Below are 15,337 nucleotides of genomic sequence, written 5' to 3'. Positions count from 1 at the left end.
TGAGAAATATCCCGTCGATATGAACCTGGCGCGTCAGCGCCCTCAGGTGGTCCGACGCGTCGTATCGGATCGACTCGGGCGGCCGGCCGCACTCTAGCAAAGGAAGTATGTCATAAAATATACAACCACGACTATCGGCTGGATCACAGATCGATGCCGCAGCACAGCTCGGTGCGGCCGCGGTCCTGGGAGGCCGTGCGAGCGGTGCCTACATCAACCGCACTGTGATCTTCGCCTTGCCCTTGTGATCGCCGTAGAACGATTTGTAGACCCAGGGAAGGCCGATCACTGCCTGGTTGACGTAGAGGAAGATCTCGCCGCTGCGATCGGCGGTGAATCGCGCCTTGTAGACCTGCGGGTCGGTGTTGGGCGCCGGCAGCGGGTCAAGGAAATACTCGTCGACGCCGGTCTCTCCGACCCGTGCGATCAGGCGGAACCATGGCCGGAACAGGATCCGTCGCAGGAAGATCGTGGCGTATCCGCGCCAGCGCTTGTCACCCTCGATGGTCGACGTCCGGTATCCGATCGGCGTAACGGCGCGCCCGGCGTCCTCCCAGGGCTCCGACATCGTGATCGCGATCTCGTACTTGAATCCGGTGCGGACCTTGAGGCCGGTCGGCGCGCAGATCGCGCTGGTATCGAAATCGGCCGCCGCATCCTGCGGGATGCCTTTGTCGACGGCGACCAGCTTGTCGGCCGCGGTCCCCGTGCAGAAGGCGCCCATCGAATCCTCGGCATTGAACAGGAAATGGCTGAGCAGCGTCGCGCCGTACCAGACCATCACGGCCGTCAGCACGAACGGAACGACGTGCCGTTTCCCGACATTGAGGACCCATTGATAGATCGCGCTGGTGCGGAATCGATAGATCGCATCGTGCACGATCCCGGAGAGCGGCACAGGCTTCGCACGGTCACGCCAGATGATCCGCATCCTGTCGCTGACCGTTGCGCTGAGCGAACTGCCGACAGCCATCAGCGCGGCAACGGCGATGATGCCGCCGGCAAACCATTCCGGGTTGCCGGCGTACCAGTCGGTCCACCAATGAAAGGAAGCCGGCAGGAATGATTCGATGAAGCGCACCAGTTCCGAAATCATCCTGAATCGGGAGCTGAACTCGTGCTGCGGGTGCTGGTTGTGGAACAGCCAGAACGCCGCCAGATGCAGCGACGCCGCCAGCGTGGCGAAATAGGCGATCCGCCGCATCCAGACGAAATTCCACAGCTTCTCCTGCGCGGCATAACGTGCCGGCGCGCCGACCGGCGTCTCGAATGTATTGGGGCCCAGCGGCGTGATCTGGCCGTTGCGGGAGACGACCACATAGTTCGGCGGCAGCCCGATCGGGGCGTAGGCATTGGCGCCGCTGTCGATCCGCTCGAACACGCTTTCGTGGATTTTGGGCATCGGCACGCTGACGCCGGCATGGTGATCGTTGCAGAGGTCGGCGACCTTGCGGGGGCCGTATCGATAGTACGAGCCCAGGCCCGCCCGCGAATCATAGAGGCGGCCGTCCTTGTCTTCCGACGATCTGATCGCCTTGATCGCATCGGGATCGGCAATCGGAGCGCTCTTGAACACGAGGCCCTGCTTGACGGCTTCGTCGACCAGCCAGGCCAGCGGCACGAACGCGACGGCATCGTCCGGATAGCCGCCCCCGACATTGGCGTGCATGCCGACGAACCACACCTGGACGAGGTGCTCGCCGTCGATTGTGGTCGGCACCGCCGGTGCGGGCTGTCCCGGCTCCTGCTCGGTCCAAAGCACCGGATGGAAGGTCGTGCGCTCGTCGTCGAGCGCCAGCGCGTGCCGTGCGCACTTGACCTTCGGACTGAGAATCCGGTTCGGCAGTTCGAGCGGCCACACCCAGTTGGAGATGCCGCGCGTCATCTCGTCGATCGGCAGACCATAGGCCGCGACGGTGTCCCAGATGCCGATGAATTCGATCGATGGCACCTGCTTCCGGATAATCTCGGCATAGGGCTTGTTGCCCTTCAGGCGGTCCAGCACCGGCACGAGGATGTAGTCGCGCAGCGCGCGGAAGATCACCTCGATGCGCCAGATCGAGTGGTAGCCCGCGGCCCGGTAGGCGCGATAGGCCTTCACGGCGCCGTCGTGCAATTCGGCTTCGGTGTCCGCAACGATCAGGCCCTGATCGACGATGAGTGCGGCGAGCGTGCGCACCGTGAATGCGCCGCGGCTGAATCCGAACAGGTAGATCTGCGAATCGTTCTGGTGGTCGTAGTTGCGGCAGATGAACTTGTAGGCATCCAGGATATTGCGCTTGAGGCCATAGCCGAACGCGCCGCCGAGCAGCGCAAGCGGAACGAATTTCGATGTGCCGACGCCGTCATCATACTTGGCGGCCTGCGTATTGCCCTGCAAATCCAGCGATTGGAATATTCGCCAGACATTGGTGCGCCAGACGCTGGAAGCGGCATTGCCGGTGCCATCGGACAGGATGATGATCTTGGGACTCGGCATTGCAAGTCGCTCGCTGAAATGAATGAAGCGGTTGGCGCAGTGTAGTAGTAGCGGATTCGATTGCTACCTTGGATCGATATTTAGTCATTCTGTGCCATGACAGCTGTGAACTGGCGCACAAAAGCGTCACGAGGTCGCGGCCATTTGAGAGGTGACGGCTTTCGCGTTGCTGCGAAAAGGCCTAGCCTGATAGCGGCACAATTCATTGATGAGGCACAGCAATGCGCAGCCGCGTCAGAAAATTTGCCCATGTCCTGGAGCGCTTCGGCCTCGCCCTGGCAGGTGCTGCAAGCGGTCTGTTCGTCGCCATCCATGTCGGCTCCAGCGTCTCGGCGCTGACCTCGCAGGCATTCCTGCTCATCATGATGCTGAGCGGCGCGATCGGCTTCTACCTCGGTATCGACACGCCGCCAAAACTCTTCCATCCGAAGGACGCCGCCTCGCTGCGCAAGATCGACGCGGCGGAGCTGCTCAGCGCGGTCGGCACCTTCCTCGCGACGATGGTCGCGTTCTTCTCTGTCGGCGTCGTCGTGCTGCGCAGCGAGCCGGATATCGGCTGGACCGCGGCCATCATGGCGGGCTGGGTGCTCGGCGTTGCGATGCAGATCGTCGCCGGCACGATCGCCCGGGCGCGCGCCTGAGGGCGTTGGAGGGACGCCAGGCTAGGCTCGCTTCGGCGATCGAGATTGATCGCGTTGGCGGGCTGCCCGAACGCAAGTCCTGCACGCAAGTCCTGCACCCGCAGCCGGCCGCAGCCCCCGGGACAGCACAAACCCGGAGCTGGGCCGAAAAAACAGCTACCCCGTTTTGCTCATTTGTTCGCGATCTTGGCGGGGTCCTTGATCGCCTTGAACGTCTCGTGCTCGACGCTGTAGAGCTCGCCGCCGACCTTCTCGACCTTGCGAATGTAGATGTCGTGGATGACATCGCGCGTCTTTGGATCGATCGACATCGGGCCGCGCGGGCTTTCCCAGGCCATGCCCTTCATGGCATCGATCAGTGCGTCACCATTGGTCTTGCCGCCGGTCGCCTTCAACGCCTCGTAGATCAGATGCATGCCGTCATAGGCGCTGACGCTGATGAAGTTCGGACGCGTATTCGCATTGGCCTTGCGGAAGGCTGCGACATAGGCGCGGTTCAGATCGGATGGATGGGCGGCGGAATAGAATCCCGCGGTGATCATGCCGACCATGGCATCGCTCATGCCCGGCAGGTCCTGGTCATCGGCGATGTCGCCGGGGCCGATCAGCTTGATCCCGCTCTTGTCCAGCCCGCGCTCGACAAACTGCTTGGCCAGGATGGCGGCCTGGCTTGCCGGGACGAAAATAAAAAGTGTATCCGGATTGCCGTCCCGCGCACGTTGCAGGAACGGCGCGAAGTCGGGATTGGCCAGCGGCACCTTCATCGCTTCGACGATCGATCCGCCGGCCGCGGTGAAGCTCGCCGAAAAGACCCCGGCCGCTTCATGCCCGGGGGCCCAGTCGGACGCGATGATGGTGGCTCGCTTCGATCCGTTTTTTGCCGCCCACTCCGCCAGCACGCTGGCCTGCTGCGCGTGGGTCCAGCTGGTGCGCACGAAGTAGGGCGACCGCTCGGTCACGATCGACGTGCCCGATACCATGACGACGGTTGCCGTCTTGCTCTCAGTGACCAGTGGCGCGAGAGCCAGCACGCTCGGCGTCAGTCCGCCGCCGAGGATCGCGGCCTTGTCGTTGATGATCAGCTCCTGCGCAAGGCGCTTGGCATTGTCGGGTACGCTGGCGTCGTCCCGGACGATCAGCTCGACCTTGCGGCCGGCGACCATGTCGCCGTGCTGCGCCATGTAGAGCCGCGCCCCGGCGACCGCCTGTTTGCCGACCGGCCCCAGAACGCCGGTCAATGGCATCACCAGCCCGACCTTCACGGTGTCCTGCGCCCAGACATGTCCCGATTGCACCGCCGCGAGCGTCAGAACAACCCCGGTCAACACGGCAAACCGCGTCCTCGACATGGCCAACCTCCCGCGTGCCCGGAAATGACGCCGGGCCGGCTCTCGACTATCGGCTTCGCCGCAGGGAAGTCCTGATCGAGAAGTGACAGAACGACGAATTTCCTGCTAAATTTGCTGGATTGGTGCCGTCTGTGGGCATGGAGTGACCTCTATGGACCCGGCGACTGATTCCGTTTTGGTATTTGATTCATTTGTATTGGACCTTGCCCGCGGCGTTGTGCGCGTGGATGGCGTCGACCTTGATCTCAGGCCGAAGTCATTCGCGGTGCTCCGGCATCTTGCCAGCAATGCCGGGCGGTTGATCTCCAAGCAGGATCTGCACGCGGCAGTCTGGGGCAACGTCGCCGTTTCAGACGACTCGCTCGTCCAATGTGTCCGGGAGCTGCGCCTGAAATTGCGGGATGACGAGCACCGCATCATCAAGACGGTGTCGCGCCGGGGATACCGGCTCGATGCAGAGCCTGTTCTGCCGTCGCACCATCATGAATCGAGCAACATCCCGCGCACGACGTCAACTTCCCGCGGCGTGGCGGGACGTCGGGCCGCGCTTCCCCGATGGTTGCTTGTTTCGAGCCTGTCGGTGATCGCCTTGGCGGCTCTCGTCGCGTCACCGATTGCCGATGGGATGCGGAATCCTCTGGCGGAGTTGGTGAACTGGTTTGCGCCGCAGGATCCTGGCATCGTGCCGGATCGGGATGTCGAACGGATCATCGCGCTGGCCGCGGAGAAGCAGATGCCGCTTCCTGCCTTTCGCATTCGTGCGCCGGCAAGCGACGTGCCGGACGATGTCCGCCGCTTTCTCGGCGTGTGGGCGAGCGACGAGGGATGGATCAACTCGCACCGCCAATTCATGATGATTGTCACCAGCGTCGACCGGGACGGCGTTGCGACCGGCTATCTCGTGAACGGACCGGCGATGCCGCACAGCCGCACGCCAGGACCGGGCTTCTCCGGCGGTTTTACCGGGCAAGTCTCGGACGGCGTCTTGCGATATGACGGCAATGCGGGAGTGCATTCCGCCTCCATCACCGCGGACGGACGGATCGAGTTCAGGCTGATCTTCCGCGACGGCGGCACAGGGGTGGTTTTCCTTGAACCGCTCTGGACGCTCGCCCATCCCGGCCGCGTCGCGCACAATCAAACCTGATCGCCACGCGATACGCCGAGCCCGGCAAGATGGGTGTCGACGAACTGCGCGAGCCGCTCACGCAGCATCTCCGGTGGCACCGCGACCATGCGCTCCTCGAGGCCAAGCGAAATAATGCCGTGGACCGCAGAGAACATCATCCGCGACAGCAGCGCGACGTCGTTGGGATCGCGATCGGGCAACAGCCGCACCAGCGGCGCATGCATCAGCGCGAACGCATCCATCACCATCGCGAGGATGTCTTCCGGAAACGGCCGGTCGTCCTCCATCCGGTGCTCGAACAGCGAGCGCAGCAGATTGGCGTGCTCGCTGGCGAAGCCGAGATAAGCGTCCGCGAGCCCGTGCAGCTGGCGCAGCGGATCGTCGGCCGGGACTGCCTTGAGCCGCGTGGTCAAGGCCTCAACGGTCTCCCGGTTCACGGTCAGGATCAGGCCGTCGAAGTCGCCGAACTCGTTATAGACGCTGCCGATGGAACATTTGGCGGCGTCGGCGACGTCTCTAACCTTTAATGATCTCAAGCCCTTAGTTGCGATAAACCGGCGTGCGATCTCGATCAGCAAAGTGCGCCGCTGAAGTTTCTTTCGGTCCCGTCGCGATTCTTCTTGAACAATGTTCATTTTCGAGATACTAATTTGAGCGTTGCTCAAGTTGGCATAGGAGGCCACTCACATGCAGACCCTAGCACTTCAATTGACCACCACCCTTGTCGATGACGCGATCGCACTCGTGCAAGGCCTTGGCCGCGCCGTCCTCTCACTGGCGATGGCGCCGATCGAGCGGATCGCCCGTGCCTGCGACGTCGCAGGCGTCCTGGAGCAGCGGCGCGCGGATCGGCGCACGTCGCGCCCGGCGGCCGCAAGCGGCGGCCGTTGCAAGTCACGCAACTGCCGATGGTCGCCATTCCGTGGGTTGAGTGAACTGACCTGAAGCGGCCAGCCGGCAATTATCGCCGAAACCTCAACAAACCGCTCACCATGTCCCGCGCGAGCCCGTCTCGAGATCGATCAACCCAAGGTCTGGATAAGGTCTCGTACATCTCTGGCGGGCAATGTCCCGGCCGCCCGGCGCTCTCGGTAGGCGCCGGTTCGAACCGATACGTTGCGGAAAAGACTAAAGGCTGCGGGATCTCCGTCATCTCATCACGCTCACGATTCTCTGCCACAAAAACTCGCAGACCTGCCAGCGCCGAGCGCGCTAACCCAAGGAACCGGTCATGATCAAGGAATTGATGACGTCCCGCCGCTTCGCGCCGCTGTTCTGGTCGCAGTTCTGCTCGGCATTGAACGACAACGTGCTCAAGAATGCGCTGGTCATCATGCTGCTATATGGCGTCGCCAACGAGCAGGGGCCGGCGCTGGTCCAGCTCGCGGGTGCGGTGTTCATCTTCCCGTTCTTCGTGCTGTCTGCACTCGGCGGCGAGCTCGCCGACCGCTATGTCAAATCCATCGTCGCGCGCCGGCTGAAGTTCTTCGAGATCTTCGCCGCGGCCTTCGCTGCCGCCGGCTTCTTCACCCATTCGATCCCTCTGCTGTTCATCGCGCTGGCGCTGTTCGGCGTTGTCGCTGCGCTGTTCGGTCCGGTGAAATATGCCGTGCTGCCCGACCAGCTGTCGGTTTCCGAGCTCGCAACCGGCAACGCACTGGTCGAGGGCGCGACCTTCATGGCGATCCTGATCGGCACCATCGCGGGCGGCCTGTTCGTCGCCGGCGCCAGCCACATGGGCTGGATCTGCACCGCGGTGGTCGGTCTGTCGGTGCTGTCCTGGGGATTTGCCTCGCGCATCCCGCTGACCCAGCCCTCGGCTCCCGACCTGCCGATCACCAGGAATCCCTGGACCTCGACCGTGCGCCTGTTGAAGTCGCTCTATGCCGAGCAGCGGCTGTGGGACGGCATGGTGATCGTGTCCTGGTTCTGGATGGTCGGCGCGATCGTGCTGTCGCTGCTGCCTGCGCTGATCAAGGAAGGTGTCGGCGGCACCGAGGGCGTGGTCACGCTGTGCCTCGCCGTGTTCGCGATCGGCATCGCCGCCGGCTCGCTGTTCGCTGCGCAGCTGAGCCATGTTCGCCCGAATATCGCGCTGGTGCCGATCGGCGCCATCGTGATGGGCGTGATCGGCCTCGACCTCGCACTTGCGATCGCCACCACCTCGCTCGGCAAGGACGTCAGCGCGGCTGCGTTCGCGAGCTCGCTCAGTGGCTTCCGCATGCTGGCCGACTTCTTCCTGTTCGCCTTCGGCGGCGGCCTGTTCGTGGTGCCCGCGTTTGCCGCCGTGCAGGCCTGGACCGCGCCGTCCGAGCGCGCCCGCATCATCGCCGCCGGCAACATCCTGCAGGCCGGCTTCATGGTCGTCGGCGCGGTGTTCGTCGGCGCCCTGCAATCGATCGGCCTGCCGATCGCCTGGATCTTCTTCGGCCTCGCCATCGCGAGCTTCGGCAGCGTCTGGTTCGTGCTGAACAAGTGGGGCAAGGAAGGCGTCCGCGATTTCGGCGCGCTGCTGTTCCGCGCGCTGTTCCGGCTCGAGGTGCGCGGCATGGAGAACCTGCCGCCCGCAGGCACCCGCATGCTGATCGCGCCCAACCATGTCAGCCTGGTCGACGGTCCCTTGCTGCACGCCATGCTGCCGATCGATGCGAGCTTCGCGGTCGACACCGGCATCGCCAAGGCGTGGTGGGCCAAGCCGTTCCTGAAGATGATCAAGCACTACACGATGGACCCGTCGAAGCCGCTGGCCGCGCGTGACCTGATCAAGCTGGTTGCCGCCGGCGAGCCGGTCGTGATCTTCCCCGAAGGCCGGATCACGGTCTCGGGCTCGCTGATGAAGGTGTATGACGGCACCGCGATGATCGCCGACAAGGCCGATGCGGTCGTCGTTCCGGTCCGCATCGAGGGCGCGCAGCGTTCGCATCTCAGCTATCTCAAGAACGGCGAGATCAAACGCTCCTGGTTCCCCAAGGTGACGATCTCGATCCTGCCGCCGGTGAAGCTGCCGATCGACCAGTCGCTGAAGGGCAAGGCACGCCGCAACGCCGCCGGCGCTGCGCTGCAGGACGTCATGATCGACGCCATGGTCCAGAACGCGATGCTCGACCAGACTTTGTTCGAGGGTCTTGGCCATGCCTACCGCGACCGCGACACCGGCAAGCCGATCATAGAGGACGCGCTCGGCACCAAGCTGACTTATCGCAAGCTGATCCTCGGCGCGCAGGTCTTGAGCCGCAAGCTCGAGCAGGAGACTTCGGTGGGCGAGAATGTCGGCGTGCTGCTGCCGAACTCGGCCGGCGTCGCCGTCGTGTTCATGGCGCTGCAGACCATCGGCCGGGTGCCGGCGATGCTCAACTTCTCGGCCGGTCCGGTCAACGTGCTGGCAGCGATGAAGGCGGCGCAGGTGACGACCGTACTGACCTCGCAGGCCTTCATCGAGAAGGGCAAGCTCGACAAGCTGATCGCGGCAATGGCAGGCCAGGCGGCCCGTGTCGTCTATCTCGAGGATGTCAGGGCGGACATCAGCCTCGCCGACAAGATCGCAGGTTTCCGCGCCGGCATCGCGCCGCGCGTCGCCCGCAACGCCAACGATCCCGCGGTCATCCTGTTCACTTCGGGTTCGGAAGGCACCCCGAAGGGCGTCGTGCTGTCCCACCGCAACATCCTCGCCAACGCGGCGCAGGCGCTGGCGCGGGTCGATGCCAATGCCAACGACAAGGTGTTCAATGTCCTGCCGGTGTTCCACTCGTTCGGTCTGACCGGCGGCATGATGATGCCGATCCTCGGCGGCATTCCGATCTTCATGTATCCGTCGCCGCTGCATTACCGCATCGTGCCGGAGCTGATCTACCAGACCGGCGCAACGATCCTGTTCGGCACCGACACGTTCCTCACGGGCTACGCCCGCTCGGCGCATGCCTACGATTTCCGCACGCTGCGGCTCGTCATCGCCGGTGCGGAAGCGGTGAAGGAGCGCACGCGGCAGATCTACATGGAACGCTACGGCATCCGCATTCTCGAAGGCTACGGCGTCACCGAGACCGCGCCGGTGCTGGCGATGAACACGCCGATGGCCAACCGCCAGGGCACCGTTGGCCGTATCTCGCCGCTGATGCAGTACCGCCTCGATCCAGTCCCCGGCATCGAGGAAGGCGGCCGCCTCTCGGTGAAGGGCCCGAACGTGATGATCGGCTATCTCCGCGCCGAAAATCCCGGCGTGCTGGAGCCGCTGCCCGAGGGCTGGCACGACACCGGCGACATCGTCACGGTCGACGCGCAGGGCTTCATCGCGATCAAGGGCCGCGCCAAGCGCTTCGCCAAGATCGCCGGCGAAATGGTCTCGCTGTCGGCGGTGGAGTCGATGGCGACCACACTGTGGCCGCAGGCGATGTCGGTTGCGGTCACGCTGCCCGATCAGCGCAAGGGCGAACGCATCGTGCTGCTCACCACGCAGAAGGACGCCGACCGCGCCGCGATGCAGCGCCAGGCCAAGAGCAGTGGCGCCTCCGAGCTCGCGGTGCCCGCCGACATCCGCGTCGTCGACAAGGTGCCGCTGCTCGGCACCGGCAAGACCGACTATGTCGGTGCCACCGCACTCGCCAAGGAACTCGCCGCTGCTGCGCCGGCGCCCGCGCCGCAGACGGACGAGAATACCGATGCGGCCGAGGCCGAGCCGGAGGCGCGTCAGCAACACGTTGCATGAGCCTTGGCATGGGTCCTGGCACGAGTGTTGGCATGATGGTTGTGCTTTTCGGGAGCATGTTGTCAGATAGTCGGCAACTGCTCCCGAGAAAGCACGATCATGCTGGACAAACTGAACCCGGCGACCGAGGACGCGCCTGAACTCATCGCCGAGCGATGGATCGGCGCGCTCGATGCGGCGCTCACGGGCCGTTCCATTGACGCACTTTCCGCGCTGTTCGCGCCCGAGAGCCACTGGCGCAATATCTTCGGCATTTCCTGGCATTTTGCGACGTTCAGCGGACGGCAGCGTGTCGTTGCCGAGCTGCTCGAGCGCGCTGCCGCGGTCAACGCGCGCGGATTTCGCCTCGATGACCGTGCGTTGAACCCGCGGCGGGCCGTGGTGGCCGGACACGAGGTGATCGAGGCGGTCTTCACTTTCGACACGTCGAACGGTCCGGGCACCGGTGCGGTCCGCCTGCTGCACGACAGCGGCGGAAATTCCGCGGCGTGGACGTTCTCGGCGATGCCTGACTTCAACCGCATCTGCGATGCGCGCGCCGATCGCGCCAGCGAGGAATCCCACGCGCGCGATTTCGCCGCACCGGACTGGCTGGAGCAGAGGCAGGCCTCGCGCGCCTATGCCGACCGCGAGCCTGATGTGCTCATTGTCGGCGGCGGCCATGCCGGCATCGCGGTCGCCGTGGAGTGCAAGCGGATCGGGCTCGATGCCTTGATCGTCGATCGCGAGCGCCGCATCGGCGACAATTGGCGGCTGCGCTACCGCGGCCTCAAGCTGCACAACAAGACGCCGGTCAATCTGTTTCGTTACCTGCCGTTCCCGCCGAGCTTTCCGGACTACATCCCGAAGGACAAGATCGCGAACTGGCTGGAAAGCTATGTCGACATCATGGAGCTCGACTTCTGGACCGAGACCTCGTTCGAGGGGGCGCGCTACGACGATGCCGCACAACGCTGGACGGTGACATTGCAACGAAGCGACGGTCCGCGAGCGCTGCATCCGAAGCACATCGTGCTCGCGACCAGCGTCAGCGGCACGCCGAACATTCCGACGATTGCCGGCATCGAGAATTTCAAGGGCCAAGTGCTGCACTCCGGCGCGTTCGCGGCAGGACGCGAATGGGCCGGGCGTTCGGTGGTCGTGTTCGGCACCGGCACCAGCGCGCATGACATCTGCCAGGAGCTGCATGCCGCCAGCGCCGACGTCACCATGGTGCAGCGCAGCCCGACCATGGTGGTCAATGTCGAGCCGGCGCAGCTTTACGACAAGACCTATCTCGGCGACGGCCCGCCGATCGAGGTGCGCGACATCCTCAATTCCGGCGTGCCGCTGCCGGTCATGAAGATCGCGCACAAGATCATCACCGACGAGGTGAAGCGGCTCGATGCGCCGCTGCTGTCGCGGCTGGAGCGCGCCGGTTTCCGGCTCGAATTCGGCGAGGACGGCACCGGCTGGCCGTTGAAATTCCGCTCCCGCGGCGGCGGCTATTATTTCAACGTCGGCTGCTCCGAGCTGATCGCCGACGGCAGGATTCGCCTGATCCAGGCCGCCGACATCACAGGCTTCACCGCCTCTGGTCTCGCGCTGAAAGACGGCACGGCGCTCGCGGCCGAGTTGTTCGTGCTCGCCACCGGCTACAAGGCCCACGATCATCTGCTCGCAAAACTGTTCGGCGAGGACGTCGCCGCGCGTGTCGGCCGCGTCTGGGGCTTTGACGATGCGACGCAGGAGCTGCGCAACATGTGGACGCGCACGCCGCAGCCCGGCCTCTGGTTCACCGGCGGCGCGTTCTCGCAGGCCCGCATCTACAGCCGCTTCATCGCGCTGCAAATCGCGGCGATCGAGGCCGGCACGCTTTCCAAGCATTTGAAATGAACTGCAAGCACTCGCACTGAAGGACTCCCATGCCGCTTCCGCTCGATCCCGTCATTGCCAACATCATCCCGCTGCTGCCTTTGCGCGAGCCCGCAACCATGACGCCGCAGAGCTGTCGCGAATCGCTCCGCGCGCTGGCCGAGGCGCGCAAGGCGGTGCCGCCGCCGCCGGTCGATGTGGCCAGCGACATCGAAGTGCAGGGCGCTGCCGGCAAGCTCGGCGCGCGGCTCTATCGGAACGGTACCGGCAGGGCGCCGACCGTGATCTTCTTCCACGGCGGCGGCTGGGTCGCCGGCGATCTCGAGACCCATGACCGCCAGGCGCGCAACCTCGTGATCGAGACCGGCGCGGTGGTGATCTCGGTCGATTACCGACAACCGCCGGAGACGCGCTTTCCCGGTGCGTTCGAGGATGCGTTTGCCGCGATCCGCGACGTCGTTGCGCGGATCGGCGACTTCGGCGGCGATCTCTCCCGCATCGGCGTCGCCGGCGATTCCGCCGGCGGCAATCTCGCCGCCGCCACCGCGCTCGCCTGCCGCGACGCCGGCATCAAGCTCGCCGCGCAATTGCTGGTCTATCCCGTCACCGACGTGGTCGGCAGTTACGCCGATGCCACCGAGAACGCCAAATTCCCGTCGCGCACCGAGAATGCAGAGGGCTACTTCCTGACGAGTGAGACGATGCGGTGGTTCGCGGGGCATTATCTCGCCGACAAGGCGCAAGGCGCCGACTGGCGCGTCTCGCCGCTGCGCGCGAAGAGCCTTGCGGGTGTTGCGCCGGCTGTCGTCACCACAGCCTGGTTCGACCCCCTGCGTGACGAGGGCCATGCCTATGCCAAGGCGTTGCAGGCGGCCGGGGTGCAGGTCGCGTATCACACGGGCGAGGGGCTCATTCACGGCTATTTCGGGCTCGGCGATGCGTCGGACGCAGCCCGCGCCGAGGCGCAGCGGGCGCGGGCGGATTTTCGGGTGTTGTTGGAGCGGGGAGTCTAGCCTCCGCGTCGTCTTGGCCGTTGTTGGCGGCGGGAGTCTAACCTCCGTCGTCCCGGCGAAGGCCGGGACCCATAAGCACCGCAGGCTGTTGTTGCAGCGGGCCGTGGCCCCAGCGTCGCGCCACGCACGCAGTCGGGGTAATGGGTCCCGGCCTTCGCCGGGACGACGATGTGGAGGGGCATTGCCAAAATATCGAAAACAACCCCATGCACAGTAGCCCGCGGTGGCTGGCGTCGGATCAGGCCGCTTGACGCGTCGGGCAACTCAGGGATATATTTCCAATATTCCGAAATCAGGCAGACCTACGCTCGCCGCAAGGGCGTGTGGCATTTGCGTGCTTCTGAACAGACGTTTCCGCGTCGTCCGGCCGCTGTTGGCTTGGGAAGTCTCACCTCCGCGTCGTCCCGGCCTAGTGCGCAATTGCGCACGGGGGCCGGGACCCATTATCACCGCCGCCTATTGCTGAAGCGGGCTGCGGCCACAGCTTCGCGCCACACCATGCAGTCGGGGTAATGGGTCCCGGCCTTCGCCGGGACGACGATGTGGATGGGTTTGCGTTCTACAATTTCCCGCCGCACTCCGGCGCCGGGAGACGATGTGGATGGGATCGCGCTCAACAACTCTCCTCAATCGTTCCCGATGGTGTCGCCGAACAGCTGCCAGGTCTCGCCGTTGAACTTCTGCAGCCGCATCGCTTCGACCGGGAAATAGTCGGTCGGCGAGGTCTTCACCTTGATGCCGGGCAGGAACATCGGCAGCGCGATGTCGAGGTTGGCGGCCTGCTTCATGATGTTCTCATGAGTGAGGTCGTCGCCGCATTGCTTCAGCACCTGCACCGTCGCCTCCGCCACCACATAGCCGTAGACGATCAGCTGGTCCTGCAGATTGCCGTCCGGGAAATACGTCTTCATGAAATCCTGCCAGGCGATCACGTCCGGATCCGCCTTCCATTGCGGATCGTTCGGATCCTTCAGCGAGTAGGACGAGATGATGTCCCTGGAATATTCGAAGCCGGCCGGCTTCAGCACCGAGGACACCGAGGTCGAGGTCGCCGCGAGGAAGAACAAATCCGGCTTCCAGCCGATCTCGCCGATCTTCTTGATCGCCTGCGCCGCTTGCTTCGGGATCGCGTGCATGAACAGCACGTTGGCGCCGGAGGCCTTCAGCTTCACGATCTGGCTGTCGACGGTCGGATCGGTCGATTCATAGGTCGTCTCCGCCACCACCATCCTGGCAGTGTTCTCCGGCCCCAGTCCCTTCTTGAAGCCGTTGCCGTAATCCTTGCCGGCGTCGTCGTTCTGGTAGAACAGCGCGATCCTGGCGTCCGGCTTCTGGGTCAGCACGTATTTGGCGTAGACCGCGGTCTCGGCCTGGTACGACGGCTGGAAGCCGATCGACCACGGATAATGCGCATAGTCGCCCCACAGCGTGGCGCCGGCGCCGACGAACAGCTGCGGCACTTTCTTGTCGTTGAGATATTTGCGCACGGCAAGGCCCGTGGGCGTGCCCAGCGGATTGAGGATCGCGGCGACCTCCTCCTGCTCCACCAGCTTGCGGGTCTGCTCCACCGTCTTCGGCGGCGAGTAGCCGTCGTCGAGCGTGATCAGGTTGATCTTGCGCCCGTTCACGCCGCCCTGGTCGTTGATCATCCTGAAGTAGGCGGCCTGAACCTTGGCGATCACGCTATAGGCCGACGCCGCGCCCGAGAATGGCGAGGTCTGTCCGAGCTTGATCTCGGTGTCGCTGGCACCAGTGCCGTATTTCTTCTCGGCGGCGTGCACCTGTGTCGCGAGCGCAAGCGCTGCGGCTGCCGTGATGGCCTTCCAGATCATCGTGAGCCTCCCTGTGCGTTTTTTGTTGTTCGCGAGGGCGAGCTTACGTGAGGTCGGGGGAGGCAGGCTTGTGGCGAGACGCCGGGGCAGGGATGCGAAAATGCGGGCGGGGTAACTATCCACCGTCGTCCCGGCGAAGGCCGGGACCCATTACCCCGGCTGTCTATTTGGTGCGACGCTGGGGCAACAATCCGCGTAACGGCAATGATTAGTGGTTGATGGGGTGGACGGCCCCCTACGGCATCAGTGTGCCAGAATGAGGTTGTTGCAAATCTCAGACAAGGGAGCCGTCCGTGAGAGAGATTATCCGCATTGGGATGGATACGTCGAAGTATATT

General features: G+C 64.3%; 10 protein-coding genes. 6 read left to right on the top strand and 4 right to left on the bottom strand.

The features are described from left to right. Window positions 1-208: 208 nt before the first annotated feature. On the bottom strand, window positions 209-2,479 hold the full coding sequence (locus FNJ47_RS18760; RefSeq protein ID WP_163155649.1) for a T6SS phospholipase effector Tle1-like catalytic domain-containing protein: 2,271 nt from the start codon (window positions 2,477-2,479) through the stop codon (window positions 209-211). 221 nt (window positions 2,480-2,700) lie between these two features. Here FNJ47_RS18760 and FNJ47_RS18755 point away from each other — a divergent pair, with 221 nt between their 5' ends. Next, window positions 2,701-3,120 (top strand): hypothetical protein, encoded by a 420-nt coding sequence (locus FNJ47_RS18755; RefSeq protein WP_163155647.1) that lies wholly within the window; start codon window positions 2,701-2,703, stop codon window positions 3,118-3,120. 170 nt (window positions 3,121-3,290) lie between these two features. On the opposite strand, the gene FNJ47_RS18750 is transcribed toward FNJ47_RS18755, so the two are convergent. After that, complete coding sequence (locus FNJ47_RS18750; protein WP_163155645.1) at window positions 3,291-4,469, bottom strand: ABC transporter substrate-binding protein; 1,179 nt, start codon at window positions 4,467-4,469, stop codon at window positions 3,291-3,293. A gap of 151 nt (window positions 4,470-4,620) precedes the next feature. On the opposite strand from FNJ47_RS18750, the gene FNJ47_RS18745 reads away from it, so the two are divergent. After that, window positions 4,621-5,616 (top strand): winged helix-turn-helix domain-containing protein, encoded by a 996-nt coding sequence (locus tag FNJ47_RS18745; RefSeq protein WP_163155643.1) that lies wholly within the window; start codon window positions 4,621-4,623, stop codon window positions 5,614-5,616. Here the strand turns inward: FNJ47_RS18745 and FNJ47_RS18740 are convergent. Next, complete coding sequence (locus tag FNJ47_RS18740) at window positions 5,607-6,233, bottom strand: TetR/AcrR family transcriptional regulator (protein WP_175068394.1); 627 nt, start codon at window positions 6,231-6,233, stop codon at window positions 5,607-5,609. The two genes, FNJ47_RS18745 and FNJ47_RS18740, sit on opposite strands and share 10 nt — an antisense overlap. Window positions 6,234-6,285: 52 nt before the next feature. Between FNJ47_RS18740 and FNJ47_RS18735 the strand changes: the two genes are divergently transcribed. From FNJ47_RS18735 to FNJ47_RS18720, 4 genes are all read left to right on the top strand, one after another. After that, a complete protein-coding gene (locus FNJ47_RS18735) occupies window positions 6,286-6,543 on the top strand; it encodes a hypothetical protein (protein ID WP_163155641.1) in 258 nt (85 codons plus the stop codon). 286 nt (window positions 6,544-6,829) lie between these two features. Continuing rightward, complete coding sequence (locus FNJ47_RS18730; RefSeq protein ID WP_163155639.1) at window positions 6,830-10,300, top strand: acyl-[ACP]--phospholipid O-acyltransferase; 3,471 nt, start codon at window positions 6,830-6,832, stop codon at window positions 10,298-10,300. Window positions 10,301-10,399: 99 nt separating this feature from the next. After that, window positions 10,400-12,175, top strand: coding sequence for a flavin-containing monooxygenase (locus FNJ47_RS18725; protein WP_163155637.1), 1,776 nt, complete (start codon window positions 10,400-10,402; stop codon window positions 12,173-12,175). A gap of 29 nt (window positions 12,176-12,204) precedes the next feature. After that, complete coding sequence (locus FNJ47_RS18720) at window positions 12,205-13,167, top strand: alpha/beta hydrolase (RefSeq protein WP_163155635.1); 963 nt, start codon at window positions 12,205-12,207, stop codon at window positions 13,165-13,167. Between the two features lie 626 nt (window positions 13,168-13,793). Here the strand turns inward: FNJ47_RS18720 and FNJ47_RS18715 are convergent. Continuing rightward, the gene (locus FNJ47_RS18715; RefSeq protein ID WP_163155633.1) at window positions 13,794-14,999 is read right to left on the bottom strand and encodes an ABC transporter substrate-binding protein; all 1,206 of its coding nucleotides are present in this window, start codon (window positions 14,997-14,999) and stop codon (window positions 13,794-13,796) included. Window positions 15,000-15,337 lie beyond the last annotated feature (338 nt).

The sequence above is a fragment of the Bradyrhizobium uaiense genome (assembly GCF_010811875.1).
GTDB lineage: Bacteria > Pseudomonadota > Alphaproteobacteria > Rhizobiales > Xanthobacteraceae > Bradyrhizobium > Bradyrhizobium uaiense.
This window is presented reverse-complemented; position numbering and strand designations above follow the sequence as displayed.